This window comes from Streptomyces graminofaciens, from assembly GCF_030294945.1.
Taxonomy (GTDB): Bacteria; Actinomycetota; Actinomycetes; order Streptomycetales; family Streptomycetaceae; genus Streptomyces; species Streptomyces graminofaciens.
This window is the reverse complement of record NZ_AP018448.1, coordinates 10,157,398-10,183,233: the sequence shown is the minus strand read 5'-3', so window position 1 is coordinate 10,183,233 and position 25,836 is coordinate 10,157,398. Positions and strand designations below refer to the sequence as shown.

General features: G+C 69.6%; 21 protein-coding genes and 1 pseudogene. 5 read left to right on the top strand and 17 right to left on the bottom strand.

All coding sequences use genetic code 11. The features are described 5' to 3' along the window. Window positions 1-101: 101 nt before the first annotated feature. A complete protein-coding gene (locus SGFS_RS44815; RefSeq protein WP_286258239.1) occupies window positions 102-1,784 on the bottom strand; it encodes a hypothetical protein in 1,683 nt (560 codons plus the stop codon). A 366-nt stretch (window positions 1,785-2,150) separates the two neighbouring features. Next, on the bottom strand, window positions 2,151-2,381 hold the full coding sequence (locus SGFS_RS44810; protein WP_286258238.1) for a hypothetical protein: 231 nt from the start codon (window positions 2,379-2,381) through the stop codon (window positions 2,151-2,153). Window positions 2,382-2,947: 566 nt separating this feature from the next. Here SGFS_RS44810 and SGFS_RS44805 point away from each other — a divergent pair. After that, entirely contained in the window at window positions 2,948-3,892 is a 945-nt protein-coding gene (locus SGFS_RS44805) for an RluA family pseudouridine synthase (protein ID WP_286258236.1), read from the top strand. 18 nt (window positions 3,893-3,910) lie between these two features. Here SGFS_RS44805 and SGFS_RS44800 read toward each other — a convergent pair whose 3' ends face one another. The 6 genes from SGFS_RS44800 to SGFS_RS44775 form a co-directional block, all read right to left on the bottom strand. Continuing rightward, a complete protein-coding gene (locus SGFS_RS44800; RefSeq protein WP_286258235.1) occupies window positions 3,911-5,383 on the bottom strand; it encodes a cytochrome P450 in 1,473 nt (490 codons plus the stop codon). Window positions 5,384-5,575: 192 nt separating this feature from the next. Beyond that, window positions 5,576-6,196, bottom strand: a complete 621-nt coding sequence (locus tag SGFS_RS44795; RefSeq protein ID WP_286258233.1) for a GTP-binding protein — start codon at window positions 6,194-6,196, stop codon at window positions 5,576-5,578. After that, complete coding sequence (locus tag SGFS_RS44790) at window positions 6,177-6,602, bottom strand: DUF742 domain-containing protein (RefSeq protein WP_286258231.1); 426 nt, start codon at window positions 6,600-6,602, stop codon at window positions 6,177-6,179. The genes SGFS_RS44795 and SGFS_RS44790 overlap by 20 nt, the downstream gene beginning before the upstream one ends. Beyond that, on the bottom strand, window positions 6,599-7,006 hold the full coding sequence (locus SGFS_RS44785; RefSeq protein ID WP_286258230.1) for a roadblock/LC7 domain-containing protein: 408 nt from the start codon (window positions 7,004-7,006) through the stop codon (window positions 6,599-6,601). Before SGFS_RS44785 ends, SGFS_RS44790 begins: the two co-directional genes overlap by 4 nt. Then, window positions 7,003-8,646: a sensor histidine kinase gene (locus SGFS_RS44780; protein WP_286258228.1), complete on the bottom strand. Its 1,644-nt coding sequence runs from the start codon at window positions 8,644-8,646 to the stop codon at window positions 7,003-7,005. Before SGFS_RS44780 ends, SGFS_RS44785 begins: the two co-directional genes overlap by 4 nt. Before the next feature lie 452 nt (window positions 8,647-9,098). Further along, window positions 9,099-9,725, bottom strand: coding sequence for a TetR/AcrR family transcriptional regulator (locus SGFS_RS44775; RefSeq protein ID WP_286258225.1), 627 nt, complete (start codon window positions 9,723-9,725; stop codon window positions 9,099-9,101). A gap of 308 nt (window positions 9,726-10,033) precedes the next feature. Here SGFS_RS44775 and SGFS_RS44770 point away from each other — a divergent pair, with 308 nt between their 5' ends. The 4 genes and pseudogenes from SGFS_RS44770 to atzF all read left to right on the top strand — a co-directional run. Further along, window positions 10,034-10,858, top strand: coding sequence for an urea amidolyase associated protein UAAP1 (locus tag SGFS_RS44770; RefSeq protein WP_286258223.1), 825 nt, complete (start codon window positions 10,034-10,036; stop codon window positions 10,856-10,858). Next, the gene (locus SGFS_RS44765) at window positions 10,855-11,550 is read left to right on the top strand and encodes an urea amidolyase associated protein UAAP2 (protein WP_286258221.1); all 696 of its coding nucleotides are present in this window, start codon (window positions 10,855-10,857) and stop codon (window positions 11,548-11,550) included. Before SGFS_RS44770 ends, SGFS_RS44765 begins: the two co-directional genes overlap by 4 nt. Next, window positions 11,547-15,119, top strand: coding sequence for a 5-oxoprolinase/urea amidolyase family protein (locus SGFS_RS44760; protein WP_286258219.1), 3,573 nt, complete (start codon window positions 11,547-11,549; stop codon window positions 15,117-15,119). The genes SGFS_RS44765 and SGFS_RS44760 overlap by 4 nt, the downstream gene beginning before the upstream one ends. 151 nt (window positions 15,120-15,270) lie before the next feature. Further along, window positions 15,271-16,926 (top strand): annotated as a pseudogene (gene atzF, locus SGFS_RS44755) (allophanate hydrolase); the annotation flags it as partial. Window positions 16,927-17,053: 127 nt separating this feature from the next. Here atzF and SGFS_RS44750 read toward each other — a convergent pair. The 9 genes from SGFS_RS44750 to SGFS_RS44710 all read right to left on the bottom strand — a co-directional run bounded on the left by SGFS_RS44750 (window position 17,054) and on the right by SGFS_RS44710 (window position 25,763). After that, entirely contained in the window at window positions 17,054-19,903 is a 2,850-nt protein-coding gene (locus SGFS_RS44750) for a DEAD/DEAH box helicase (protein ID WP_286258217.1), read from the bottom strand. A 175-nt stretch (window positions 19,904-20,078) separates the two neighbouring features. Beyond that, entirely contained in the window at window positions 20,079-21,041 is a 963-nt protein-coding gene (gene tatC / locus SGFS_RS44745; RefSeq protein WP_286258216.1) for a twin-arginine translocase subunit TatC, read from the bottom strand. A 51-nt stretch (window positions 21,042-21,092) separates the two neighbouring features. Further along, window positions 21,093-21,383, bottom strand: coding sequence for a Sec-independent protein translocase subunit TatA (gene tatA / locus SGFS_RS44740; protein WP_286258215.1), 291 nt, complete (start codon window positions 21,381-21,383; stop codon window positions 21,093-21,095). Window positions 21,384-21,641: 258 nt separating this feature from the next. Further along, window positions 21,642-21,836, bottom strand: coding sequence for a hypothetical protein (locus SGFS_RS44735; protein ID WP_286258212.1), 195 nt, complete (start codon window positions 21,834-21,836; stop codon window positions 21,642-21,644). 10 nt (window positions 21,837-21,846) lie between these two features. After that, a complete protein-coding gene (locus tag SGFS_RS44730) occupies window positions 21,847-22,134 on the bottom strand; it encodes a hypothetical protein (protein WP_286260369.1) in 288 nt (95 codons plus the stop codon). A gap of 100 nt (window positions 22,135-22,234) precedes the next feature. Next, window positions 22,235-23,242 carry a helix-turn-helix transcriptional regulator gene (locus SGFS_RS44725; RefSeq protein ID WP_286258211.1) on the bottom strand — a complete coding sequence of 336 codons (1,008 nt, stop codon included), beginning with the start codon at window positions 23,240-23,242 and terminating at the stop codon, window positions 22,235-22,237. A 15-nt stretch (window positions 23,243-23,257) separates the two neighbouring features. Continuing rightward, on the bottom strand, window positions 23,258-24,211 hold the full coding sequence (locus SGFS_RS44720; RefSeq protein WP_286258210.1) for a helix-turn-helix transcriptional regulator: 954 nt from the start codon (window positions 24,209-24,211) through the stop codon (window positions 23,258-23,260). Window positions 24,212-24,383: 172 nt separating this feature from the next. Next, window positions 24,384-24,755: an FKBP-type peptidyl-prolyl cis-trans isomerase gene (locus tag SGFS_RS44715; RefSeq protein ID WP_286258209.1), complete on the bottom strand. Its 372-nt coding sequence runs from the start codon at window positions 24,753-24,755 to the stop codon at window positions 24,384-24,386. A 63-nt stretch (window positions 24,756-24,818) separates the two neighbouring features. Beyond that, the gene (locus SGFS_RS44710; RefSeq protein ID WP_286258208.1) at window positions 24,819-25,763 is read right to left on the bottom strand and encodes an FKBP-type peptidyl-prolyl cis-trans isomerase; all 945 of its coding nucleotides are present in this window, start codon (window positions 25,761-25,763) and stop codon (window positions 24,819-24,821) included. Window positions 25,764-25,836: the final 73 nt, after the last annotated feature.

The following is a 25,836-nucleotide window of genomic DNA, read 5'->3' as shown; positions in this document are numbered from 1 at the left end:
CCAGTGGCCGATGTATTTGTCCAAGGTGATGCTGGGCTTCAAACAACCAAACGGGCCTGAACCGTCTCAGCGCAAAAACCGCCCTGAGCATCGTCCCGGCCCTACTGCCGGGAGACGATGTTTGCGATGTGTGAGCCGAATGTCAGGGTGATGTGGGGGTGAGCAGCGGTTGAGTACATGTAGATGTCGAGGGTGAGTTCTTCTGGCCGGTCGAAGGCGGGCAGGACGTGCCACCATGCCGTACGGGCCAGGTTGGTGAGGGTGTCGAGGTCGTCTTCGGGGCATTCGGCGGCCAGCGCGTAGATGCCTTGGGTCAGTGCCGCAACCGCGGTGGTACCGGGGTCGATCTGTTTCCGGTCGGCGTGCCAGCCGAGGGCAGTGGGCGAGTACTTTGCCAGGCGGGTCACCGCCCGCGCCGCCACATCCGGAGCGATCACATCGACGGCCCCGGTGAGTGTCAGTGCAGTGTTCACGATCTCCTTGGCGTCGGCTTCTGTGCCGGTCAGGGTGGTGCGGGGCACGTGCGGGCAGTCCTCGGCGTCGCGGTAGAAGCAGGGGCCGCAGCGGGGTGCTGCCTGGCACGCCCGGCATTCACGCTCTCGCAGGGAGCCCCACCCGTGGCCGTGCTGGGCCATGCGGCTCACAGTGGCCCACAGGTCGCTGCGGTGGCCCCAGAAGGTGTAGGAGACGCCGGCGCATCCGGCCAGGAGGGTGCGGTCGTCCCTGGTCAACGTGTGGTCGGCGACTTTCGTGGCCACGGTCGGCAGGAGGTGCTGCAGACCCACTAGCCAGGTGACAAGGGTGTCGGCGCCGTGTCGGCCGTCGCCGTAGAGTCGGGCACCGTTGCCCACGTCGCCGGTGTACGTGTCGATGGCCAGGTCATGAATGTCGTTGACCATCTTGGAAATGCTGAAGTAGGCCCGGCCGGCTTGCGATACGCAGGCCCGGTCGGCCAGCGTGGGCAGCCCCATATCCAGGGCGTACCACTCGCAGATCACGGCGTTCACGGACGCGTAAAACGGGGTTTCTGCCCGCAGGACGGGGACGCCGAGTTCGGGATAGCCGGTGATGCACCTACCACGGTGCCTGGCCATGACGCTGGATTTCTGGGCCATCAGAATGTGCCGTACCGCAGCGGTGAGGGACAGTTGTCGCTGGGCCGCGCGTATTTCGGCGATGGCAATGGCATGCCAGTCTTCGAGCTCGCCGCGGACGTACCTGCCCCAATCGGTCGTCGAGGCGAGATCGCAGTACATGCCCTGCCGAGCCGCTTCACGATCCGGTTCGAACACCCGCCAGGCCAGCAACCAGCCGAACAAGGTCTGAGGCACGAACAGTTGCGCTGGTATTCGAACTTGGGCCGCCAGTCGTTCGATCATCGCCCGTGGGACGGATTCCTCCAGGTCGAGCGGGCAGCCCTTCTTCTTCCACCGCTCCCCGCACTGGTCGGCCAGCTGGAGCCACCCTAACTGGGACCCGCCCCGGGAGGGCTGGTCGTGGATGCCATGACGGGGTGCGTAGACCTGCATCGCCCGCTGCCACAACCGAAGTGTCCGCCGCACGTCGGGGTGGTCCGGTGTGACAAACGCCAGATCGGGGGCAAGGTCTGCGGGAAGATCCCAGTCGGACGCAGGCGCGCGGTTCCGTTCCACTGCCGAGAGCTTGGACCAGTACGCCTTGCGCACTCCCTGCATGATGATGCCGTCAGGCTCACGAGGGGCCGAACCTGGCTGGTTTGGAACCCATTTCTCAGGGGCCAGCGTGTCGCCGGGTGGCTCAATCACGTGGATCACTCCTTCAATCGGGACTCCGTTGCACCGGCACAATGCGTGTCAGCGAATAGTGCGAAGACAAGACCGCAGTGGTTGAGGAGGTGTGGACGGGGCGCATACGTGACCTGGTGAAGTGACAGGTGGCGCCGTCCGGCACCGCAGCCTTGCCCAATTTCCTTGAGCAAACTGGCGCCGAATTCCGGATGTCGTTCGCGGCATGGGCGAGGGCCGCTGTCCAAGTGAGCGCCAATGACCGCCGTACCGAGGTCCCCGAAGGCAATGGCACATGCCTCACCGATCCCGCTGGCTCCGCCCGTGACGAGCACTACCTTGTCCTCAAACAACAGATCGAGCAAGACAGGCCTCCCCTTTCGTCCCTCACAAGGGTCGTGGCCTCGGCGGTTCCACCTCGCGTGGCAGGGACAAGGGCTGATGTTCTTCGGCAGCCTTGAGCAGTTCGACGGCCACGAAGCCGCACAGTGCCAGCCGCTCCAGGAACCTTTCGGCGACGGCCTCCGGGACACAGGCGCCAGAAGTCAGGCCACCCGTGGTGACGCCGTCCAGCCGAATCTTGTCGATCTCGTCAGCGAGGTCGGCTAGAGAAGGCATGGGGCGCGCTAACCAGATCCGACAGACCACAGAACGCTGTCGCGACGCCTGGCAATCATGTCCTCGACGTGGACGCGGGTGACCGTGAGGATGGCGTCGCGGATGCGGCCGGCGTCGGCCTCGGTCGGGTCCGGGCGGTTGATTGGATGATGCAGCGGGTCCACGCGGGGCGGTGGCGCGCCCCGAAGGGCGAGAGCGAGCCGGGCCGTGTGCTTGCTCTTACGTAGATCGTGAGTCGGTCTCTGGCCCACAGACATCCCCCCACGCACCCGGCCCACAGGAAGAGCACGCCGCTCCAAGGCCGCCTGTGCGACTGGGACGAGCTCTACAACTGTGCCAGCCACAAGCCCATGGGGCTAGGCGCACTCAATACCGCTGCCGGGTGCACGACCTACAAAACGCGCCCCTGAAGAAGATCCCCCTGCGCGTACTCAAGCCGTACGCGCGCTTCTCAACACTTGCTTTGAGGCAACGCGGAGCGTCTGGGTCGCGAGACGAAACGCCGGCTTTTCCGGGAGTACCGCCTCGTCTCCTCGCTGTCAGTGCCCTCTCGTAGGCTTGACGTGATGAGACGCCGTACGCCGCCCCCGCCCTCTCCCCTGCCGCAACACGACGGGGTGGATCCGGTGCGGCTGCGGTTGCCGGCCGACGACACGTGGGCGACCGTGCGGGACCATCTCGTGGCGCGGCTCGCGGCTGGGGCCGGAGTGATCGACAGGATGCTCGACACGGGACTGATCGTGGACGCCGCCGGGTGCCCGGTGTCCAGGGACATGGCGTACGCGCCGGGGATGTTCTTGTGGTTCCACCGGGAACTGCCCGATGAGGAGCAGGTGCCGTTCTCGGTCGACGTCCTCTACCGGGACGAGCACCTGGTGGTGGCCGACAAGCCGCACTTCCTGGCCACCACCCCGCGTGGCAGCCATGTCGCCGAGACGACCCTGGCGCGGCTGCGGCGGGAACTGGGCATCCCGACGCTGAGCGCGGCGCACCGGCTGGACCGGCTGACGGCTGGGCTGGTGCTGCTCACCGTGCGCCCCGAAGAGCGCGGCGCGTACCAGTCGCTGTTCCGCGACAGGCAGGTGGCGAAGGAGTACGAGGCTGTGGCCCCGTACGACCCCGCACTGGCCCTGCCCTGCACCGTACGCAGCCGGATCGTCAAGGAGCGCGGAGTCATGGCGGCCCGCGAGGTCGAGGGCGAGCCGCCCAACGCCGTTAGCCGGGTCGAGCTGCTGGAGCACCGGAATGGGCTTGGCCAGTACCGGCTGATGCCAATGACCGGGCAGACGCACCAGCTGAGGGTGCACATGAGCTCCTTGGGTGTGCCGATCCTCGGCGATCCCCTCTACCCGGTGGTGACCGGCCCCGTGGCGGCCGGTGACTTCCGACGTCCGCTCCAACTGCTGGCGCGGATGCTGGAGTTCACCGATCCGATCACGGGGCGCGAGCACCGGTTCGTCAGCCCGCGGGTGCTACGGGCCTGGTCGTCGTACGACGAGTGGGCCGCGTAGCCCCGGTGCTCGGTCGGCTCACTTGCCGCCCCACCAACGCAGGAGGCGCCGGAACAGACCTGGCCGACGGGCCGGTTCGGGCATCGGCGTGGGCTCTGCGACCGCAGTGGCGGGTTCCGAAGCAGTGGCTGACGGCTCCTGTGTGCCGACGCGCCAGTTGTTTGGACTCTGCCGCGGTGCAGGGTTGATGCTGGGCTGCTGAGTGACGTCCTGCTGGGGCCTCGGGGCGAACTTCACCGGCAGTTCCACCAGATGCCGGTTCGAGATGGACGCTTGCCAGCGCAGCTCGTGCTCTTCGCAGTCGAGTTGGATGTCGGGAAGACGGGTCAGCAGCGCGTCGACGCCGACGTCGGCGATGGCGCGACCGATGTCCTGGCCCGGGCACTCGTGAGGACCACCGCTGAAGGCGAGGTGGGAACGGTTGCCCTGCATGTTTGCCTTGAGGTCGGGGCGGACGCGCGGGTCGACGTTGCCCGGCGCGATGCCCAGGAGGAGTCCGTCGCCCTTGCGGATGCGCTGGCCGCCCAGCTCGGTGTCCTGCTTGGCGAAGTAGCCCAGGATGGTGCTGAACGGCGGCTCGTCCCACAGGGACTGCTCGACCGCCTCGGGCACCGTCATCTGGCCGCCGTTGAGCTGGGCTCGGAACCGCGGGTCGGTGAGCACCACCCGCAGTACGTTGGCGAGGAGGTTGGCGGTGTTCTCGTACGCGGCGATCAGGACAAGGCGTAGGTGCTGGCCGATCTCCTCATCGTTGAGCCGCGCCGGGTGGTTGATCAGGTGGCTGGTGAAGTCCTCCTTGGGTGCGGCCCGGCGGAGGGCAGTGAGCCGCATCAGGGCGTCCATGATGTACGCGTTGCTTGCGATGGAGGTCTCGGTGCCCTTGAGGAGGTCGCGGGCGGCCTGCACGATCCGGTCGTTGTACTCGTTGGGCATGCCGAGGATTTCGCACATCACCGCCATCGGCAGGTGCTCGCAGAACTGGCTGACCAGGTCGGCCCTGCCCTCCTCGCAGAACTTGTTGACGAGGTACTGGGTCGCGCGGTTGATGTGGCGACGGATGCCGCGGTAGTCGATGGTCGACATGGCAGCGGTGACCGCGCCGCGCAGCCGCAGGTGCTCGTCGCCCTCGGCGTGGCTGCACATGGGCTGCCAGGCGATGATCGGCATGAGCGGGTGGTCGGGCTTGACCGTGCCGTCCTGTACGGCGGTCCACAACCTGGAGTCACGGCAGAACTGCGAGGGGGTGCGCGCCATGTGCATGTTCTCGGCGTGGCCGAGCACCACCCAGATCGGCACATCGTCGTGAAGCAGTACGGGAGCCACGGGGCCGTGTTCGGCACGGAGTTTCTCGTACACAGCCCCCAGATCCTCCGCCTCCGGGCCATAGAGGCGGCGGACTCCGCCGGGCCCCAGGCCATGGGCGGGGCAACCGGGCGGCGGGCCGAGCGAGGGGTCGTCCGTACCGGTCAGGGAGTGGGATTCAGGCGTCACGGTTGATCGCTCCGAGTGGGAGTGGTTCCGGTGTCTGGGTGTTGATGAAGGACCGGGAGGGGACTTCCGTGCGGGACGACACGGCTCCCGGTCGTGGGACTGAGTGGGTGATGCGTGGGTGATGCAGGTGATGCGTGGGTGATGCATGGCCTCGTACGGCGTGCGGGACCGATCAGGCGGCGGGCGCGCGGCTCATGCCGACGCCCCCGTCATCGCCAGCGAGTGCAGGAAGTGGACCAGCGTCATCAGGACGTCCCGGCTGGAGGCCCGGCGGCGTGCGTCGCAGCGCACGATCGGGATCTCCTTGGGCAGGTCGAGCGCCTGGCGGAGCTCGTCCAGGGGGTAGCGGGGCGCGTCCGGGAAGTCGTTGATCGCTACGACGAAGGGCACACCGCGCTCCTCCAGGCGGCCCATGACGTCGAAGCTGACCTCCAGTCGGCGGGTGTCGACCAGGACGACCGCGCCGAGGGCCCCCTCGAACAGGCCGTTCCACAGGAACCAGAAGCGCTCCTGGCCGGGGGTGCCGAAGAGATAGAGCACCAGCTGATCCGTGATGCTGATGCGGCCGAAGTCCATGGCCACGGTGGTGGCGGTCTTGGACTTGGAGCCGAAGTTGTCGTCGACTCCGATGCCGGCCTGCGTCATGGTCTCTTCGGTGGTCAGCGGTCTGATCTCGCTGACGGAACCCACCATGGTGGTCTTGCCGACCCCGAAACCGCCGACGATCACGATCTTCGCGGCGGCCTGCGCGGTGTGCGGCAGGTGGTCCTCGGTCCGTGGACCTGTGATGGTGTCAGAGCTTTTGAAGTCCATGCATCACCGCTTCGAGGAGGGAACGGTCGGCCCGCGCCTGCCGTACGACCGGTGCGCGTGCCTGTACCAATTCGGCCGTCAGCAGCTCGGTGAGCAGGACGGTCACCACGCTGATCGGCAGGTTGAGATAGGCCGAGATCTCGGCCACGGACAGGGGGGCCTGGCAGATCCGGAGCAGTGCCGACTGCTCCGGAGCGGCGGAGGGCGGCGGATCGGCACGCGCCACGATCAACGTCACGAGGTCGATCGCGGCCCGTTCGCCGTCCTCTCCGGTGAGGATGTACAGCCGCTCGGGGGGTTTGTCCTCGGTGCCGTGCTGCCCGTCCCCCTCCTGGGGCTCCATGGGCGGCTCGGGCCGAGGCGCTGCCTGTTTGGGGAAGCGCCGCTGGCGTTGCGGAGGCGTCATACGGTCTGCCCGTTCCGCCGCGGCGGACTTGTCAGGTGGGAGCCGATTCTGTCGACGAGGTCGCGCATGCGGTTGCTCATCAGGCCGGGCTCTGCGATCTCGTTGGCGAGGACCGCGAGGTAGGCGTTGGAGCCGGCGGCCATCAGGTAGAAGTAGCCGCCGTTGATCTGGATGATGACCATCCGCATCTCGCCGTCGCTGTTCGGGATCTCGCTGGCGACGGCCCCGGCCAGGCTCTGCAGGCCCGCGCAGGCCGCGGCGACCCGGTCGGCGGCGTCCACATCACCGCCGTAGCGGGCGATGCGCAGGCCGTCGGCGGAGAGCACGACGATCTGCTGGATGCCTGGTACGCCGTCTGCCAGATCCTTGAGCATCCAGTCGAAGTTGGCTCGCTGCTGGATCACTTGAGGTCCCCCTCGTCGTCGGCCTCGGTGCGGGCCGACTCGTTGTTCACGGTGAAGGCGGTGGACGCCGTGGGGTCGTCCGGGTCGGTGGTGAAGGCATTGGGGTCCGGATCACGCTTGAGCCCCTCCATGAACGCCTCGACCCACATACCGGGCGGCGGCAGTTCCTTCTTCGGCTCGGGCTCGGGCTGCCAGACGGGGGCGGCGGCCATCGCGGCTTCGGCGGCGGCCTCCGCGGCAGCGGCCTCGGCGTACCGCTGGCTGAGCGGGATCGTCATCCGGCTGCGGCGCTGCGGCAGGCCGTTGGCGGTCCACTCGGTGACGACGGGAACGTCGTCGTCCATGCTGCCCTGGCCCGTGTCCTCCGCGGAGCTCGGGATCCGCGGACCGGTGGTCGGGCGGCGGCGCTTGGGCTTGCGGTTGGGGCCCTCTACGCCACCGGTGTCCATGGTCGGCACGGCGGTGGCGCCGATGCCGTGGGCGAGGCCGGGGGCGGCCTCCTCGGTGAGCATGTCGCGCGGTACGACGACCACCGCGCGGACGCCGCCGTAGGCGGACGGCCGGAGCGAGATCTGCATCTTGTACATCGTCGACAGCCGGCCCACGACGGCGAGGCCGAGGCGCGGGCTGTCGCCCATGTCCTGCATGTCCTCGCCCGCCTGCGCCTTGGCGAGCATGTCCTCGACCTTGGCGCGGGACTCCTCGCTGAGGCTGATGCCGCCGTCCTCGATCTCGATGGCGATGCCGGTCTGCACCTCCACGGCGGTGATGTGCACCTTGGTGTGGGGCGGCGAGTAGCGCGTGGCGTTGTCGAGGAGTTCGGCGCAGGCGTGGATGACCGGTTCGACGGAGACGCCGTTGACGTTGACCTTGGCGATCGAGTGGAGCTCGATGCGGCGGTACTCCAGGATGCGGGACATCGCGCCGCGCAGGCAGCTGTACAGCGGGACGGGGCGGGGCCACACACGGCCCGGGCGGCTGCCGCCGAGGACGGCGATGGAGTCGGCGAGCCGGCCGATCAGCGCGGTGCCGTGGTCGATGCGCAGCAGGTCGTCGAAGACCTCGGGGTTGCGCCCGTGGTCCTCCTCCATCTCCCGGAGTTCCTTGTTCTGCTGGTGGACGATCGCCTGGACCCGGCGGGCGATGTTGACGAAGGACCGCTGGGCGGAGTCGCGCAGCGCCTCCTCGCGGTCGACGATGTCGAGCACGCTGCGCACCAAGTCGCGCTGGGGCTCAGGAAGTTCGTGCCACTCCGCGTCACCGTCGATGACGACGCGAATCACCTCTGAGGGGGATTCTCCACCGGCGCGCAGCCGGTGCAGGGCGGTGGGCAAGATCTCCTTGTTGAGCCGGGTGAACTCCTGCTCGTGGGCGGCGATGCGCTGTTCGAGGTGGGCGTTCCGCCGGGTCTGCTCGTCACGCAGGTCACGGATCACGCGCCCACGGCGCACCGCGACGGCCGCGACAGCGATCACCAGGAGTGTCGCGACGGCTCCGCACAAGCCGACGGCGAGCCGGGCCGACCCCGTCACCAGGGCGACGGCGGTCCCGGTCACCGCGGCCATCAGTATCGCCGGCAGTAGCAGTACGCGCGCGTAGGGAAGTTCACGGCCACCGGGAGGCGATTGAACACTCACCATGTATGCCCTCTAAAGACGGATTCGACGGTAGGTCAGGGGAGTTGAAGGGTGTTGCGGGGTGTTGTGGCGACTTGCCGGGGGTTTATTCGGGATTCAAACTGGATCTTCGGTATTTTTTTGAACAAGCGCACGAATACACCTCAACTCGGTGCGCTGCGGGCGAGCTTAGTCCGACCGGATCATCGCTGTGTCATATTCAGCAAGCACCTGAAATCGCCCTCGCGACAGGAGTACGCTCTGGTCATTTACACGCTCGGTCGCCATTCGCACACGGTGCGTCATTGCGTACGGGCGTACGAAAAGGCGCGTCCTGACACGGTGAAGCGCCGTGAAGAGGTGGTGAAACGCCGCCAGGAGGGCCGACTTCGAGCCCCTGGAGAGGCCCGTACGGCGCAGACAGCCCGTACGGCCCGTACGGCCCAGACAGCCCGGGCGACCCCGACCGCCCGGGGTCAGACTCCGGCGATACGCAATGCGGCGTCGGCCGTGGCCTCGGCGAACACGGAGACGGGCCGCTCGGGGTCGGAGCGACGCACGAGGATGACACCTTCGATCAGCCCGAAGACAAGATCGGTCCGCAGATCCAGCTCACTCTTGGCGAGCGCCCCGCCCGCGGCCGTTCCGGCGAGCAACTGCCGGTACGCGTCCTTCAGTTCGGTCCGTACGGCGTGGAAACCCGCGAAGCGTTCGGTGCGCACCTCGGGCAGGAGGTAGAGCCCGCCGAGGTTGTGCGGCCCGCCGCAGAGCAGCTCCACATCGGCTCGGCACAGCTCCCACAGCCGCCGCTCGGCAGGGACGGTGTCCTGGGCGAGCAGCTCCCGGGCGTACGCGAGCGACGGCGTGACCGTCGACTCCAGCAGCTCGGCGAGCAGCTCCTCCTTGCCGGACACGTAGTGGTACATGGACGCCTGCCGCATACCGGCCCGCTCGGCGACGGTCCGGGTGGTGGTGGCCGCGTACCCCCGTGTGGTGAACAACTCCGCCGCGACGGCCAGCAGTTCCTCACGCGGAGTCAGCCCGCTCTCGGCCCGGTGCGCGGCCCGGGGCCGCCCGACGCGCCGCCCACCAGTACTTCCCATGCGTTCGATCCTCGCACACAGGGGGTGCGCGGCTCGGGCAGTGGGCCGGGCTAGGCCTCGCGCCCCGCGGGGTCTGGAGGTGCAGTTCCCAGGGACGGGAATGGGTAAGGGCGGTGGGGGCGAACACCCCTGGCGGCACCCCTGGGGCCTGTCGTCGAATTCCCGTCCGCCGCGCGACGACAGACCCCAGGGAGCCCCCAGTGAGCCCCCGGTAACCCCTCAGCAACCCCCGAGACACACTCCGGACTCGCCCCACCCCTAATTTCTGTCGCACGACAGAAATAAGCGCCGCACCCGGAGGTCCCGCGATGGCGACAGAGACCACATACGGAGCACGCAACCACGCCCGCGCCCAGGAGGGCACCCACGCCGAGACCATGCCCGTGGTCCCGGCGGCCGACTGGCCGGACCCACCCCCCGAGGCGACCCACCTGACCTGGGCGGAAACCGTCGCGGGCGGCAACTACACGCACCGGACGCTGGCCCGCGGCACAGACCTGCGCCTCACCGACCCGTACGGCGACGCCTGCGCCCATGTCCTCCTCCACGTCACCGACCGCCCCTGGGAACGTCTGAACGTCGCGGACACGGTCAAGGTCCAGTGGAACGCCTACCTCGGCGAGGGCGTCCTGCTCCTGTCCGACCAAGGCCGCGTCCTCGCCTCGGTGGTCGCCGACACCTCGGGCCACCACGACGCGCTGTGCGGCACCTCGACTCTCGTACGCAACACCGACCGCTACGGAGACGGCGCCCCGCAGTCGAAGTCACCGGCCGGCCGGGAGCTGTTCAAGCTCGCGGCGGCCAAGAACGGCCTCGAACCCCGCGACCTCCCGCCCTCGCTCTCGTTCTTCCAGGGCGTACGAGTGGGCGACGACGGCACCCTCGACTTCACCGGCTCCGCCGGCCCCGGCGCGAGCGTGACCCTGCGCACCGAGCAGGCGGTGACCGTACTGATCGCCAACGTGCCCCACCCGGCCGACCCGCGCCCGGAGTACATCAGCACCGCCCTGGAGGTGCTCGCCTGGCGCTCGGCCCCGACAGCCCCCGGGGACCCGCTGTGGGACGCGACACCCGAGGGCCGCAGGGCCTTCCTCAACACCGCCGAGTTCCTCACCGCGAGGGGGTCCGCATGAGCACGAACACAGGCACGAACACCGGCACGGACACCGGCAACACGGACACCGGCAACACGGACACCGACACCGCGTCCGGCACACCCGAACGCACAACCGTCGTCCCCGCCCGAGCCCCCTGGTCCGCCGTCGTGCACACCGGCGAGACACTCACCATCACCGACCTGCACGGCAACCAGGCCGTGGACTTCCTCCTCTACGACGCCCACGACACCTCCGTCCGCTACAGCGCGCCCGACACGATCCACGCCCAGGGCGGCATCTTCCTCACCACGGGCAGCGTGCTGATGTCCAACGAACACACACCGCTGATGACGGTGACCGCCGACGACGTCGGCCGCCACGACACGGTCGGCGGCGCCTGCTCCAAGGAGTCGAACTCACTCCGCTACGGCCACCACACCTGGTCGCAGCACGCCTGCGTCGACAACTTCCTCGCGGAGGGCGCCAAACACGGCCTCGGCAAGCGTGACCTCGTCTCGAACATCAACTGGTACATGAACGTGCCGGTCGAGAAGGACGGCACCCTCGGCATCGTCGACGGCATCTCCGCCCCGGGCCTCTCCCTGACCCTGCGCGCCGAACGCGACGTACTCGTCCTGGTCTCCAACTGCCCCCAGATCAACAACCCCTGCAACGGCTTCGACCCGACGGCGGTGCGAATGACGATCACCGAGGCGGCCGGCACATGACCTTCGACACCGTGCTGGTGGCCAACAGGGGCGAGATAGCGGCCCGCATCATCCGCACCGCCCGCGAACTGGGCCTGCGGACGGTCGCGGTGTACTCCGACCCCGACCGCTCGGCGCCCCACGTCCGGCTCGCCGACACGGCCGTACGGCTCGGTCCGGCGCCCGCGAAGGAGTCGTACCTCGACGCGGACCTGGTCCTGAAGGCGGCGAAGGACACCGGCGCGGGCGCCATCCACCCCGGTTACGGCTTCCTCTCCGAGGACGCGGGCTTCGCCCGTCGCTGCGCCGACGCCGACATCGTGTTCGTCGGCCCGACCCCCGACCAGCTGGAGCTGTTCGGCGCCAAGCACACCGCACGCGCGGCGGCGGAAGCAGCGGGCGTCCCCCTCCTCCCCGGCACGGGCCTCCTGTCCTCCCTCGACGAGGCGCTCGACCGGGCCTCCGCCCTCGGCTATCCGATGATGCTCAAGGCCACCGGCGGCGGAGGCGGTATCGGGATGTCGGCATGTCGCTCCGCCGATGAACTGACGGACGCCTGGGAGCGCGTACAGCGCGTCGCCACCGCGTCCTTCGCCTCCGCCGGGGTCTTCCTGGAACGCCTGGTCGAACGCGCCCGCCACGTCGAGGTACAGGTCTTCGGCGACGGCAAGGGCAACGTGATCACCTTCGGCGACCGTGACTGCTCCCTCCAACGCCGCAACCAGAAGGTGGTGGAGGAGGCCCCCGCCCCCGGCCTCCCCACCCACGTACGCGAGCAGATCACCGCCGCTGCCCGTGACCTGTGCGCGAGCGTCGCCTACCGCTCCGCCGGAACCGTCGAGTTCGTGTACGACGCCGCCCGCGAGGAGGCGTACTTCCTGGAGGTCAACACCCGCCTCCAGGTGGAGCATCCGGTCACCGAGGAGATCTACGGCGTCGACCTCGTCGCCTGGATGCTGCGCCTCGCCCGCGGCGACGCCGATGTCGTACGCGACCCCGGCCCGCCCCGCGGCCACGCGGTGGAGGCCCGGGTCTACGCCGAGGACCCCTCACGCGAACACCGCCCGAGCGCGGGCCTGTTGACCCGGGTCGAGTTCCCACGGGGCGTCCGCGTGGACGGCTGGGTGGAGGCGGGCACCGAGGTGACGACCTCGTACGACCCACTGTTGGCGAAGGTGATCGCGTACGGCTCCGACCGTGCGCACGCGCTGCGCCGGCTCGACGAGGCGCTGGCCAGGACCCGGATCGACGGGATCGAGACCAACCTGGGCCTGGTCCGGGCGGCCCTCGACGACCCCGGCTTCCACCGGGCCGGGCACTCCACCGCGACCCTCGCGACCCTCACCGACCCCACGCCCCGTATCGAGGTCGTCTCCGGCGGCATCCTCACCACCGTGCAGGACTGGCCCGGCCGCACCGGCCACTGGCAGGTGGGCGTCCCGCCCTGCGGCCCGATGGACGACCTCTCCTTCCGCCTCGGCAACCGAGCCCTGGGCAACGCCGAAGGCGCCCCGGGCCTCGAATGCACCCTGCAGGGCCCCTCCCTGCGCTTCACCCACGCCACGACGGTCTGCGTCACGGGCGCCCCGGCCCCCGTGACGGTCGACGGCTCCCCGATCCCGCAGTGGGAGCCGACGACAGTCCCCGCCGGAGCCGTACTCGCCGTCGGCGCCCCCACGGAACACGGCCTGCGCACGTACGTCCTCTTCGCGGGCGGCGGCCTGGACGTCCCGCCCTTCCTCGGCAGCGCGGCCACCTTCACCCTGGGCCGCTTCGGCGGACACGGCGGCCGGGCCCTGCGCACCGGAGACGTCCTGCACGGCGGATCAGCGGTGCAAGGCGCCCCGGTACCACCGTCCGACCGCCCTTCCTTCACCTCCTCCTGGCAGGTGGCCGCCCTCGAAGGCCCGCACGCGGCACCGGAGTTCTTCACCGAGGAGGACATCCACGAGTTCTACGCGGCCGACTGGAAGGTCCACTTCAACTCGGCCCGTACGGGGGTACGCCTGGTCGGGCCGAAGCCCCGCTGGGCCCGCTCCGACGGCGGCGAGGCGGGCCTGCACCCGTCCAACATCCACGACACCCCGTACTCGGTGGGTGCCGTCGACTACACGGGCGACATGCCGGTACTGCTCGGCCCCGACGGCCCCTCCCTGGGCGGCTTCGTCTGCCCGGCGACGGTCCCGACGGGCGAACGCTGGAAGCTGGGCCAGCTCCGCCCCGGCGACACGGTCCGCTTCGCCCCGGTGGCGGACGACGGCTCACCCCGCCCCCCGATCGTCGACGGCGGCATACTGGCCCGCGACGGCGACATCACCTACCGCCGCAGCGGCGACGACAACCTACTGATCGAATTCGGCCCGATGCAGCTGGACCTGGCGCTGCGCATGCGGGTCCACGCCCTGATGGAGGCGGTGGCGGAAGCGGGCCTGGACGGCATCACCGACCTGACCCCCGGCATCCGCTCACTACAGATCCAGACGAACCCGACGGCACTGCCCCAGCCCGAACTCCTCACGGTGGTACGGCAGATCGCGACGACCCTCCCCCCGACGGGCGAACTGACCGTCCCCTCCCGCACGATCCACCTCCCCCTCTCCTGGGACGACCCGGCGACCCGCGAGGCCATCGCCCGCTACATGGCGGGCGTACGCGACGACGCGCCCTGGTGTCCGTGGAACATCGAGTTCATCCGCCGCGTCAACGGCCTCGACTCGGTGGCCGACGTCTACGACACGGTCTTCGCCGCGGAGTACCTGGTCCTGGGCCTCGGCGACGTATACCTGGGCGCCCCGGTGGCCACCCCGCTGGACCCCCGGCACCGCCTGGTGACGACGAAGTACAACCCGGCGCGGACCTGGACGGCCGAGAACTCGGTCGGCATCGGCGGCGCGTACCTCTGCGTCTACGGCATGGAAGGCCCCGGCGGCTACCAGTTCGTCGGCCGTACGACCCAGGTCTGGTCCGGCTGGCAGCAGCGCGGCGCGTTCGAGCCGGGCTCGCCGTGGCTGCTCCGATTCTTCGACCGGATCAAGTGGTATCCGGTGGAAGCGGACGAGTTGCCGGCCCTGCGGGCGGACATCATCTCGGGCCGCTTCGTACCGCGCGTGGAGGAGGGGGTCTTCTCCCTGGCCGAGTACGAGACGTTCCTCGCCGAACACGCCGACTCCATAGCCCGGTTCAGGACCCGCCAACAGACCGCCTTCGCGGCGGAACGGGCCGCCTGGGAGACCTCGGGCGAGTTCACCCGCGCGCAGGAGACGACCACGCCCCCGGCTCCGCCGGCGGAGCTGGACGTCCCGCCCGGCGGTCATCTGATCGAGGCCGAGTTCGCCGCCTCGGTATGGCAACTGAACGTCACCCCCGGCGAGGAGGTCACCACGGGCCAGCCCCTCCTCACCCTGGAGGCCATGAAGATGGAGTCACGGGTCCATTCCCCCACGAACGGAGTGATCCACAAGATCCTCACCAGGCCGGGCGCCCAGGTGGAAGCGGGAACGGCACTGATCATCATCGGTCCCACCGGATCAGAGGCACCCTCGCAACCCGCCGGTGGCCGGCAGCCGACGCGTCCGCCGGGCGCCCTGTAAACCTGGCGACGGTCCCCAGCCAGCCGTCCCTCCGGCGCCCCGACACCTCACCGATGCCTCACCGATGCCTTGCGGGCCGACCGTCCCACCGGGCACGGGTGGGCACAGCACCCCCGGCCGGCAGCCGACACAGCACCACCCCAGCCAAGGAGCACAGATGTCGACCCTGACCCGAGTCCAGCTCGCCTACGCCCGCATCCGAGCCGTGGACCGCCCCGAGATCTGGATCGACCTGCGCAATCGACCAGAGGTCGAGGCCGAGGCCAGAGCCATCGACGCCCGCCTCGCCGCAGGCACCCACCTCCCCCTCGCCGGCCGCCTTCTCGCCGTCAAGGGCAACATCGACGTCCACGGCCTCCCCACCACCGCCGGCTGCCCGGCGTACGCGTACCACCCGGAGACCGACGCCCCGGCAGTCGCCCGCCTCAGAGCCGCCGGCGCGATCGTCCTCGGTACCACCAACCTCGACCAGTTCGCCACCGGCCTGGTCGGCACCCGCTCCCCCCACGGCGCCGTCCGCAACGCCCACGACCCGACCCGCATCAGCGGCGGCTCCAGCTCCGGCTCGGCCGTGGCGGTGGCGCTCGGCATCGTCGACCTCGCCCTCGGCACCGACACGGCCGGCTCGGGCCGCGTGCCCGCCGCCTTCAACGGCATCGTCGGCCTGAAACCCACCCGAGGCCTCGTCCCCACGACCGGCGTGGTCCCGGCGTGCGCCTCCCTCGACTGCGTGACGGTGTTCGCCCGCACGCTCCCGGAGGCCGAACAGGCCCTCGCTCACATGGCGGCCCCACCCGACCGCGCTCTCCCACCACTCCCCCAGCGCACCCCGGGCCCCTGGCGCATCGCGGTCCCGGAACGCGCCCAACTCGGCGAACTGGACGAAGGCTGGGCGGAGGCGTACGAGAGGGCAGTCACGCAGATGGCCGCAGCCGGAGCCGAGATCCGCACCCTCGACCTCACCCCGTTCACCGAAGCCGCCGCGATGCTGTACCAGGGCGCGTTCGTGGCCGAGCGCTACACAGCCGTGGGGAGCTTTATCGACAAGGCGATCGCCGACGGCGTCACGTCCCTCGACCCCACCGTCGTCGACATCATCACCCGCGCCCGCGACATCCCGGCCCACCGACTCTTCGCCGACCAGGACCGCCTGGCAGCCCTAGCCACCCACGCCCGCACCGAACTGGCCGACGCGGACGCCCTGTTGCTGCCGACCACCCCGGGCCACCCCACCCTCGCGGAAGTGGCCGCCGACCCTCTGGGCGCCAACGCCCGTCTGGGCCGCTTCACCAACTCGACCAATCTGTTCGACCTGGCGGCGGTGGCAGCCCCGGCGGGCGAGGTGAACGGCCTCCCCTTCGGCGTCATGCTGATCGGCCCGGCCTTCACTGACGACCGCCTGGCGACCATCACGCGCCTCCTCCAGCCGGAGACCCGACTGGCAGTAGTCGGCGCCCACCTCTCGGACCAGCCCCTCAACCCGCAACTGCGCTCGCTGGGAGCCCGCCTCGACCGCACCACCACCACGGCCCCCGTCTACCGCCTCCACGCCCTCGACACGACCCCACCGAAGCCGGGCCTGGTCCACGTCGGCGAGGGAGGCGCAGCGATCGAGACCGAGATCTGGCAACTCCCCCCAGAGGGCCTCGGTCGCCTCCTGACCGCTCTTCCCCGCCCGATGACCCTGGGCACCGTCGAACTCGCCGACGGCACCCGGGCCCCGGGCTTCCTCTGCGAGCCGACGGCCGTCACCGACACCCCGGACATCACGGAGTACGGCGGCTGGAGAGGCTATCTGGCCCGCTGAGCAAAGCCCGCGCTCCCCTCGAGGACGCGGGCAGGCCTTTGCTCTCAGGGGCGCGGAAGCTGCGCGACAAGCCACACACAACCCGCACCCGCCAACGAACCGCCCCATTTCCACGTCGGGCGAACCCTCACCCCACCGAGGAGTAGGCCACAACCCCCCGCAACAACCCCTCCACAGCCTTACGCGCGTTCTTCCCCACACTGGACCCCACAGGCGCCGCCGCCGAGATCTGCCCCAGCACATCGATCACCTGCTTGCACCACCGCACAAAGTCCCCGGCCGGCATCTCCACCTCCCGCAGCACCTCGTCGAGGCCCTTCCCGGAGGCCCACATGTACGCGGCCCAGGCGAAGCCGAGGTCCGGCTCGCGCTGCCCGACCCCCTCGCTCTGGGTGATCCGGAACTCCTCCTCCAGCGCGTCGAGCCGCCCCCAGATCCGCACCATCTCGCCCAGCGCGGCCTTGGCCTGCCCCGACGGCAGCTTCGGCGCCATCGCGTCGTCACTGACCCGCGCCTCGTACACCAGTGCGGAAACACACGCGGCAAGCTCCGCGGGTCCCAGCCCTTCCCAGACCCCGGCCCGCAGGCACTCACTCGCCAGCAGATCCAACTCGCCGTACAGCCGCGCGAGCCGCTTCCCGTGCTCGGTGACCTCGTCACCCCGCAGGTAGTCCAGCTCGGTCAACAGCGCGACGATCCGATCGAAGGTCCGCGCGATCGTGTTCGTGCGCCCCTCGATCCGCCGCTCCAACTGCGCGGTGTCCCGCTTGAGCCGGTAGTAGCGCTCGGCCCAACGCGCGTGGTCCTCACGCTCGTCGCACCCATGGCACGGATGAGCCCGCAGCTCGGCCCGCAGCCGGGCGATCTCACGGTCGTCGGCCGCCGCGGCCCGCCGCTTGCGGTGCCGGTCGGGCACGAGATGCCCGGCCTTGGTACGCAGAGCGGACGCCAGATCCCGCCGCGACTGCGGCGACCGCGGATTGAAGGACTTCGGGATCCGCATCCGGTCCAGCGCCTCGACCGGCACCGGAAAGTCCATGGACGCCAGCCGCTTGACCTGCCGCTCGGCGGTCAGCACCAGCGGCCGCGGCCCGTCGTGCTGCTCGAATCCCCGGTGGCCGTTGGACCGCCCGGCGGGCAGCCCGGGGTCCAACACCAGAGCCAGACCGGCGTACTTGCCGGTCGGCACATGGATGACATCCCCCGGCTTCAGCTTCTCCAGCGCCACGGCCGCCTCGGCCCGGCGCTGGGCCGCGCCCTGCTTGGCCAGATCGGTCTCGCGGTCCTTCAGCTCACGCCGCAGGCGCGCGTACTCCTCGAAGTCGCCGAGGTGGCAGGTCATTGACTCCTTGTAGCCGTCGAGCCCCTCCTCGTTGCGCTGCACCTGCCGGGAGATCCCTACGACCGACTTGTCCGCCTGGAACTGCGCGAACGACGTCTCCAGCAGCTCACGCGAACGGTGCCGGCCGAACTGCTCGACCAGGTTCACCGCCATGTTGTACGAGGGCTTGAAGCTGGAGCGCAGTGGATACGTCCGCGTGCCCGCGAGTCCGGCGAGGTGGTCGGGGTTCATACCGCGCTGCCACAGCACCACCGCATGGCCCTCGACATCGATGCCGCGCCGTCCCGCACGCCCCGTCAGCTGGGTGTACTCGCCCGGTGTGATGTCGGCGTGCTGCTCGCCGTTCCACTTGACGAGCTTCTCCAACACCACCGAGCGGGCGGGCATGTTGATGCCCAGGGCAAGCGTCTCCGTCGCGAACACGGCCTTCACCAGCCCGCGCACGAACAGCTCCTCGACGACCTCCTTGAACGTCGGCAGCATGCCCGCGTGGTGGGCCGCGATACCGCGCTCCAGGCCTTCCAGCCACTCGTAGTAGCCGAGGACATGGAGGTCCTCGTTCGGGATCGAGGCCGTGCGCTCCTCGACCAGGGCGCGCACTCTGAGCCGGGCGTCGTCGTCGTTCAGCCGAAGCCCCGCGTACAGGCACTGCTGGACGGCGGCCTCGCAGGCGGCGCGGCTGAAGATGAAGGTGATGGCGGGCAACAGGCCCTCGGAGTCGAGCCGTTCGATGACCTCGGGGCGGCTCGGGATCCAGATGCGGGAGCGCTGTCTGCGCTCGCGCTCCCGGTCGGCCTCGCGCATGGAGCGGCCGCGTCTGCGGTCCTGGAACGAGGGGCGGCTGGCCTCCATGCGCGCCATACGCGTGAGGTCGGGATTGACGGCCTTCTTGTTGCCCTCGCCCTCCTCGAAGAGGTCGTACATCCGGCGCCCGGCGAGCACGTGCTGGAACAGCGGCACGGGCCGGTGCTCGGAGACGATCACCTGGGTGTCGCCGCGGACGGTGTCGAGCCAGTCACCGAACTCCTCGGCGTTGGACACGGTCGCGGACAGCGAGACGAGCGTGACCGACTCGGGGAGATGGATGATCACCTCTTCCCACACCGCGCCCCGGAAGCGGTCGGAGAGGTAGTGCACCTCGTCCATGACCACATGGCCGAGACCCAGCAGGGTCTGCGAGCCCGCGTACAGCATGTTCCGCAGGACCTCGGTGGTCATGATGACCACCGGGGCGTCGGAGTTGACGCTGTTGTCGCCGGTGAGCAGGCCGACCTTGTCCGCGCCGTAACGGCGGCACAGGTCGGCGTACTTCTGGTTGGACAGCGCCTTGATGGGTGTCGTGTAGAAGCACTTCTTGCCCTGCTGGAGGGCGAGGTGGACGGCGAACTCGCCGACGATCGTCTTGCCGGAGCCGGTGGGAGCGGCGACCAGCACGCCCTTGCCCGCCTCCAGCGCCTTGCAGGCCTCGATCTGGAAGGGGTCCAGACCGAAGTCGTACATCTCGCGGAAGGAGGCGAGCGCGGTGGCCTGCTCGGCGGCGCGCCTGCGGGCAGCCGCATACCGCTCGGCCGGTGAGAGGTCCTCTGTCATCGTGCTTTCGAGACTACCGGCCCCCACTGACAACAGGACGATCATTATCCGGATCGGTACTCGCGCACCTGAGGATCACCGCAGCTCAGGGACCTGGATCTCTACCCGGCCGTGGCCGGTGGCACACATTTCACGCCACAGTCGTCGCCCCGTGACGCACGAACGGCCGGGCACGCCTTGTGGGCGCCCCGGCCGCGTACCGACCCGGCGGTGGTGTGCGTCAGGTGACGTCGTCGTAGCCGTTGACCCGGTCCCGCTCGCTCTCCGGCTGCGTCGCCTGGGAGGGCAGTGCCCGGCTCGCCGCGACGGTCTCGACCTCGCCGATGTCCTCGGGGGTGAGATCCAGCTCGGAGGCCTCGTCGTCGCCCGGCCCCATGGCCGCGCGCAGGGCCCGGCGCCTGTCGTTCATCAGGGCGATGCCCGTGGCGACGAAGTAGAGGATCCAGATGGGGCCCGCGAGCGCCAGCATCGAGATCGGGTCGGTGCTGGGGGTGGCGATCGCGGCGAAGACCGTGATGCCCATGATCATGCCCCGCCACCAGCCGGCCATCTTCTTACCGGAGAGGATTCCGCCGAAGTTCAGCATCACCAGCAACAACGGCAACTCGAAGGAAAGTCCGAAGACGACGATCATCCGCATGATCAGGTTGAGGAGATCGTCGAGGGGGAGCTGGTTGTCGCTTCCGATGATGGAGAACTCCAGCATCACCGAAGCCATCTTGGGCAGCGACCAGTAGGCGAAGTACGAGCCCATGAGGAACAGCGGGAAACCCGCCGCCACGAAGCCGAGGCTGTACTTCTTCTCGTGCCGGTGCAGGCCCGGTGCGACGAACCCCCAGAGCTGGTAGAGCCAGATGGGGCTGGCCAGCACGACGCCCGACGACAGGGACACCGTGAGGGCGAGAGTGAACGGGCTGAGCAGACCGTTCTGCACGATGCGCGCGCACTGTGTCGTCGTGCTGTTCTTGGCGAGTTCGGCGAAGCTGTACTCGCATCCCACCGCCTGCAGGATGGGATCGGTGAAGAACTGGATGATGTCCTTGTAGAAGAGGGCGGCGATGACCGTCGTGACGACGATCGCCAGCATGCTCTTCACGAGGCGGTTTCGCAGCTCGCGCAGGTGCTCCGCGAGGGGCATCCGCCCCTCGGGATCCTTCTCCGTCTTGCGGGCAGACTTGAGCAACCCACGTCCTCATCTCATGCGGCAGGCCGGACTGTCCGTCCGACCTTGCGTTCAGCGCTTGGTCGTGTCCGTCGGCTCGGCCACCGGGCGCGAGCTGGTCACGTCGCCGGGAGCGGCCTGGATGGTGCGCTGGGCGGGGGCGGGAGTCTCGTCGTGCGGAGGCGCGGCCGCGGCGCCGGCGTTGTCCTGGCCCTCCGACTTCATCGCCTTGGCCTCGCTCTTCAGGATGCGCGCGGACTTGCCGAGCGAGCGCGCCATGTCGGGAAGCTTCTTCGCGCCGAACAGCAGGATGATGACGACGAGGATGAGAATGATCTCGGGGGTGCCGAGCTTTCCGAACATAAGTCTTTACCTTCTCACCGAGGCGGCGGGTGGGATCCTGTCCGACCAGTCGGACAGGTGTCCGATCAATCGTGTTGGCAGCGATCGTAACGCTCAGGGGTAAACGCGGGGCAATGCCTGTGCGCACTCCCGATCTGCGGCTCGGGCCTCATTCTCCGGGCCGCGACCTGCAGCGTACCTGCCGATGACCAGAGGCCGACAGGCTGAAATGGTGCAATACACACCACTCGCCGAACTCACAGTCGACTCGGCCGGTACTCAAACGGAGTCCACAGAGCGGGCGGCGCTCATGGCCGCCCGCTCCAGATCCTCCGCCGCCCGGTTGATCCGCCGCGCCGAGTCCGCGACCTGCCGGCCCAGCCGCTGCGCCTCCAGGAAGACCCGTACGGCGAGCACACCGAGCACGGCGAGACCCAGAAAACCCACAGCGACAGCGAACATCGGCCAGAACATGACGGCGAGACTAACCGGCCGAGTGCAGCCGCAGGGTCCGCACCCCGCCGCCGGTGAGCAGTTCGACGATGCGCTCACCGGCCGGCTTACGGACGGAGGAGCCGCACTCGGGGCAGGTGAAGGAGTAGAACGTGGTCTTGCTGGAGCCGCCGATGGCCAGCAGGAGGGCGCTCGCGCGCAGCTCGAAATGGGCCCGGCAGTCGGGGCAGCCGGCCCGGAACATCACCTCGACGGCTCTCTTCATGCCCGCGAAGGCGACCGCCACGGACATCTCCTGCATCTCCTGCACACCGGACATCGCCGACCCGCTCACAGCCCTCGCTCCTCGTTTCCGGTCGTTCGCCCCCGGGGCCCCACAGCCGCCGGTCCTGAACTCCATGGGTCGCGCCGAGCAGGCCCTACGGCCCGTCGTACGCCGTGGTCGCGGCCTCGTCGTAGGCCGCCAGCGCCTCCCGGGCCGCCCGCCGGGCACTGTCCGCGAGGTCCTGCGGCGAGACGATCCGGCCGTCGCGCCCGAGCCGCAGCGCGAGCCGCCGCAGCGAGGCGGGGTCGGGGGTGCGCAGGGTGATGCTCAGCCCGCCGTCCGGCAGTTCCTCGGCGCTGTCGTGCGGGTAGTACTCGGCGACCCAGCGGCCGCCGGGGCCGACCTCGACGACGACCTCCGGGTCCTCGGCGGCGGGCTGCACCAGCGCCTCCGACAGGTCCCGCAGCTCGATCTCGGGCGGCGCGGACGGCTCGTCGAGGATCTTGATCTCGGCGACCCGGTCGAGCCGGAACGTGCGGCGCGCCTCGGAGCGGCGGCACCAGGCCTCGACATAGGTGTGACCGACGCTGACCAGGCGGATCGGGTCGATCTCGCGTTCGGTGACCTCGTCGCGGGCGGGCGAGTAGTAGCGGATCCACAGACGCCGGCGCTCCGAGATGGCCCGGTCGACGTCGGCGAAGACCCCGCCCTCGGACTCGAAGGTCACCGACAGGCGCGCGCTGGCGCCCGCCGCCTCGCCGGCGGCCGTCTCGACCTTGGCGGTGGCCCGTAGCAGTGCCTGGCGGTCGCTCTCGCGCAGCCCGGGCAGCGTGGCCACGGCGCGGGCCGCCACCAGCAGGGCGGTGGCCTCGTCGGCGGCCAGCCGCAGCGGCTCGGCGGCCTCCGCGCCGAGGGCGGCCGGGTTGTGCCACCAGATCCGCTCGCCGTCGGTGTCGATGTCGAGCAGATCGCCGCCGCGGAAGCTGGTCCCGCACATGGGCAGCAGATCGAGGTCGGAGACCAGTTCGTCCTCGGTGATCCCGAAGGCCCGGGCGACGTCCTCGATGCGCGCGCCGGGGCGCTCGCGCAGATACGTCACCAGGGAGAGCATCCGCCGGGTCTGGTCGATGGCGTTGACGGGCCTGGCCGGCTTTCCCACCACTTTCTTACGTCCCCCTCAGCCCTTGGCCACGGCGCGCAGCCGGTCCACGACATCGGCCTTCAGCTCGGCGGGCCCGAGGACCACCACGTCGGGCCCGAACTCGACCAACCAGGCGTCCAGACCGTGCCCGTACGGAATCTCCAACTCGTCCCAGCCGTCGCCCAGTTCCCGTACGGCGGTGGCGCGGGCCCGCAGCGGGTAGCCGGCGTCCGCGCGCAGCCGGATCAGCGCGGAGCGGTCGGCGGTCTCGCCCGCCCAGCTCGCGACGGTCTCGCGCACGGTGACGACGTCCGGGATCTCGGCGGTGAAGGCGGCGCCCCGGCTGCGGACCTTGCCGGTGATCCGCGAGAGCCGGAAGACGCGCTCGGCGCCCCGGTCGCGGTCCCAGCCCGCGAGGTACCAGTGGCCGCGCCAGCATTCGAGGGCCCACGGCTCGACATGGCGGGGCTCGGGGCGGGCGGCGGTGGCCTTGCGGTACTCGAACACGACGGGGCGGCGGTCGCGGCAGGCCAGCATCAGCGGTTCGAAGGCGGCCTCGTGCACCGGGATGCGCGGCTCCAGGGCGCCATGGGCCTCGTACGGGTCGACGTCCTCGGGGAGGCCGGCCGCGCGCAGCTTCTGCAGGGCGCCGCTCGCGGCTCCGGCGAGGCGGGCCTGCTGCCAGACCTTGGCGGCCAGGCCGAGGGCCGCCGCCTCCTCGGCGTCGAGCGTGATGGGCGGGAGGCTGTTGCTGTCGCGGCGGGCCAGATAGCCGACTTCGCCGTCGAGGTTCTCAACAGTCGCGATCACGAGCCCGAGTTCGCGCAGATCGTCCTTGTCGCGCTCGAACATGCGGTTGAAGGAGTCGTCGCTACCGGCTTCGAGATAGGCCTCGATGGACTCTCGCAGCTCGCGCTTGCTGAGCGGCCGGCGCGTTCCCAGCAGACACAGCGCCAGGTTCATCAACCGCTCGGCCTTGGCAATGGCCATCGACGCCCTTCCCTATGGTGCTTCTGCCGGATGACCGTACCGCTACGAAGCGTCGCGGCAAAAGCCGAGGGCCCATGCCCTGACAGGCATGGACCCCAGACAGCACAGGCATGGCCCCGGACGGTCGCGACCGGTCAGGGCACGATCGGCCCGGACATGTCCTGTATGACGATCAGACCCCGAGCAGGTCCACCACGAAGATCAGCGTCTCGCCGGGCTTGATCGCCGGGGTCGGGCTCTGGTTGCCGTAGGCGAGGTGGGCCGGGATGGTCAGCTGGCGGCGGCCGCCGACCTTCATGCCCTGCACGCCCTGGTCCCAGCCCTTGATGACACGACCGCCGCCGAGCGGGAAGCGGAACGGCGTACCGCGGTTCCAGCTGGCGTCGAACTCCTCGCCGGTGCTGAAGGCGACACCCACGTAGTGCACGGTGACGTTCTGGCCGGCCTCGGCCACCGCGCCGTCGCCCTCCCAGATGTCCTTGATCTCGAGGTCCTTGGGGGGCTCGCCGCCCGGGAAGTCGATCTCGGGCTTGTCGATGCTCACTGCACTGCTCCTATGTCGTACGTACGTCATGCGCATGGTGACGCATGGGCAACCTGCCCAGTCTTACACCACGGCCAGGATGTCGACGGCGAACACCAGCGTGGAGTTCTTCGGAATACCCTGCTGCTCCTGGTCGCCGAAGGCCTGGTCGGGCGGCACGACGAGCAGCACCCGGCTGCCGACCTTCTTGCCGACGAGGCCGTCCTTGAGGCCCTTGAGCGTGAGCTGGTCGAGGGCGAGCGTCGCCGGGGCGCCGGCGTCGTAGGTGCTGTCGACCTGCTTGCCGCCGTCCCAGAGGTAGGCCACGTAGTTCACGGCCACGCTGTCCGTCTTCTTCACGACGGCGCCGTCGCTCTCCAGGACGTAGTTGGAGACCAGCTTCTTCGGCGGGTCGGTGTCCTTGGGGACGGTCACCTTGGGCGCCTTGCCGTCGGTGTTCGTGCCGACCTTCGGCAGGGCGACGTTGTCCTGCGCGACCTCGGTGCCCTTCGCCGTGGAGGGGATCGTCGTGCCCTTGACGATGTCCATGACGAAGACCAGCGTGGCGTTGGCCTTGATGTCGCCCTGCCCCTGTTCGCCGTAGCCCAGGTCCGGCGGGATGACCAGTTCGATCCTGCTGCCGATCTTCTGACCCTGCAGGCCCTGCTCCCAGCCCTGGATGACACCGCCCGCGCCCAGCGTCACATCGAACGGCTGGCCGCGGTCGAAGCTGTTGTCGAACGGCTTCGACTCGTCGTACTCCTGGCCGAGGTAGTCCACCTGGGCGGCGTCGCCCTTCTTGAGCTTCGCGCCGTCGCCCTCGCTGATGACCTTGATCTTCAGCTTCTTGGGCGGGTCGCCCTCCCCCTTGGCAAGGGTCGGCTTCTCCCCGAACTCGGCGCCCTTGGTGATCGCGGGCACTCCGTTCTTCGTGGTGGCGGAGTCGGAGCCCTTGTCGTCGTCACTGCCGCAGGCCGCGGTGGAAAGCAGCAGCAGCGGCACGACGAGCAGGCCGGCAATTCGGCGCACGTGTTCCTCAGATCTCAGACGGCACTTCAGTACTTCGGTCGCCCGCCACTCTAGGGTGTGCGACGGGCCCCGT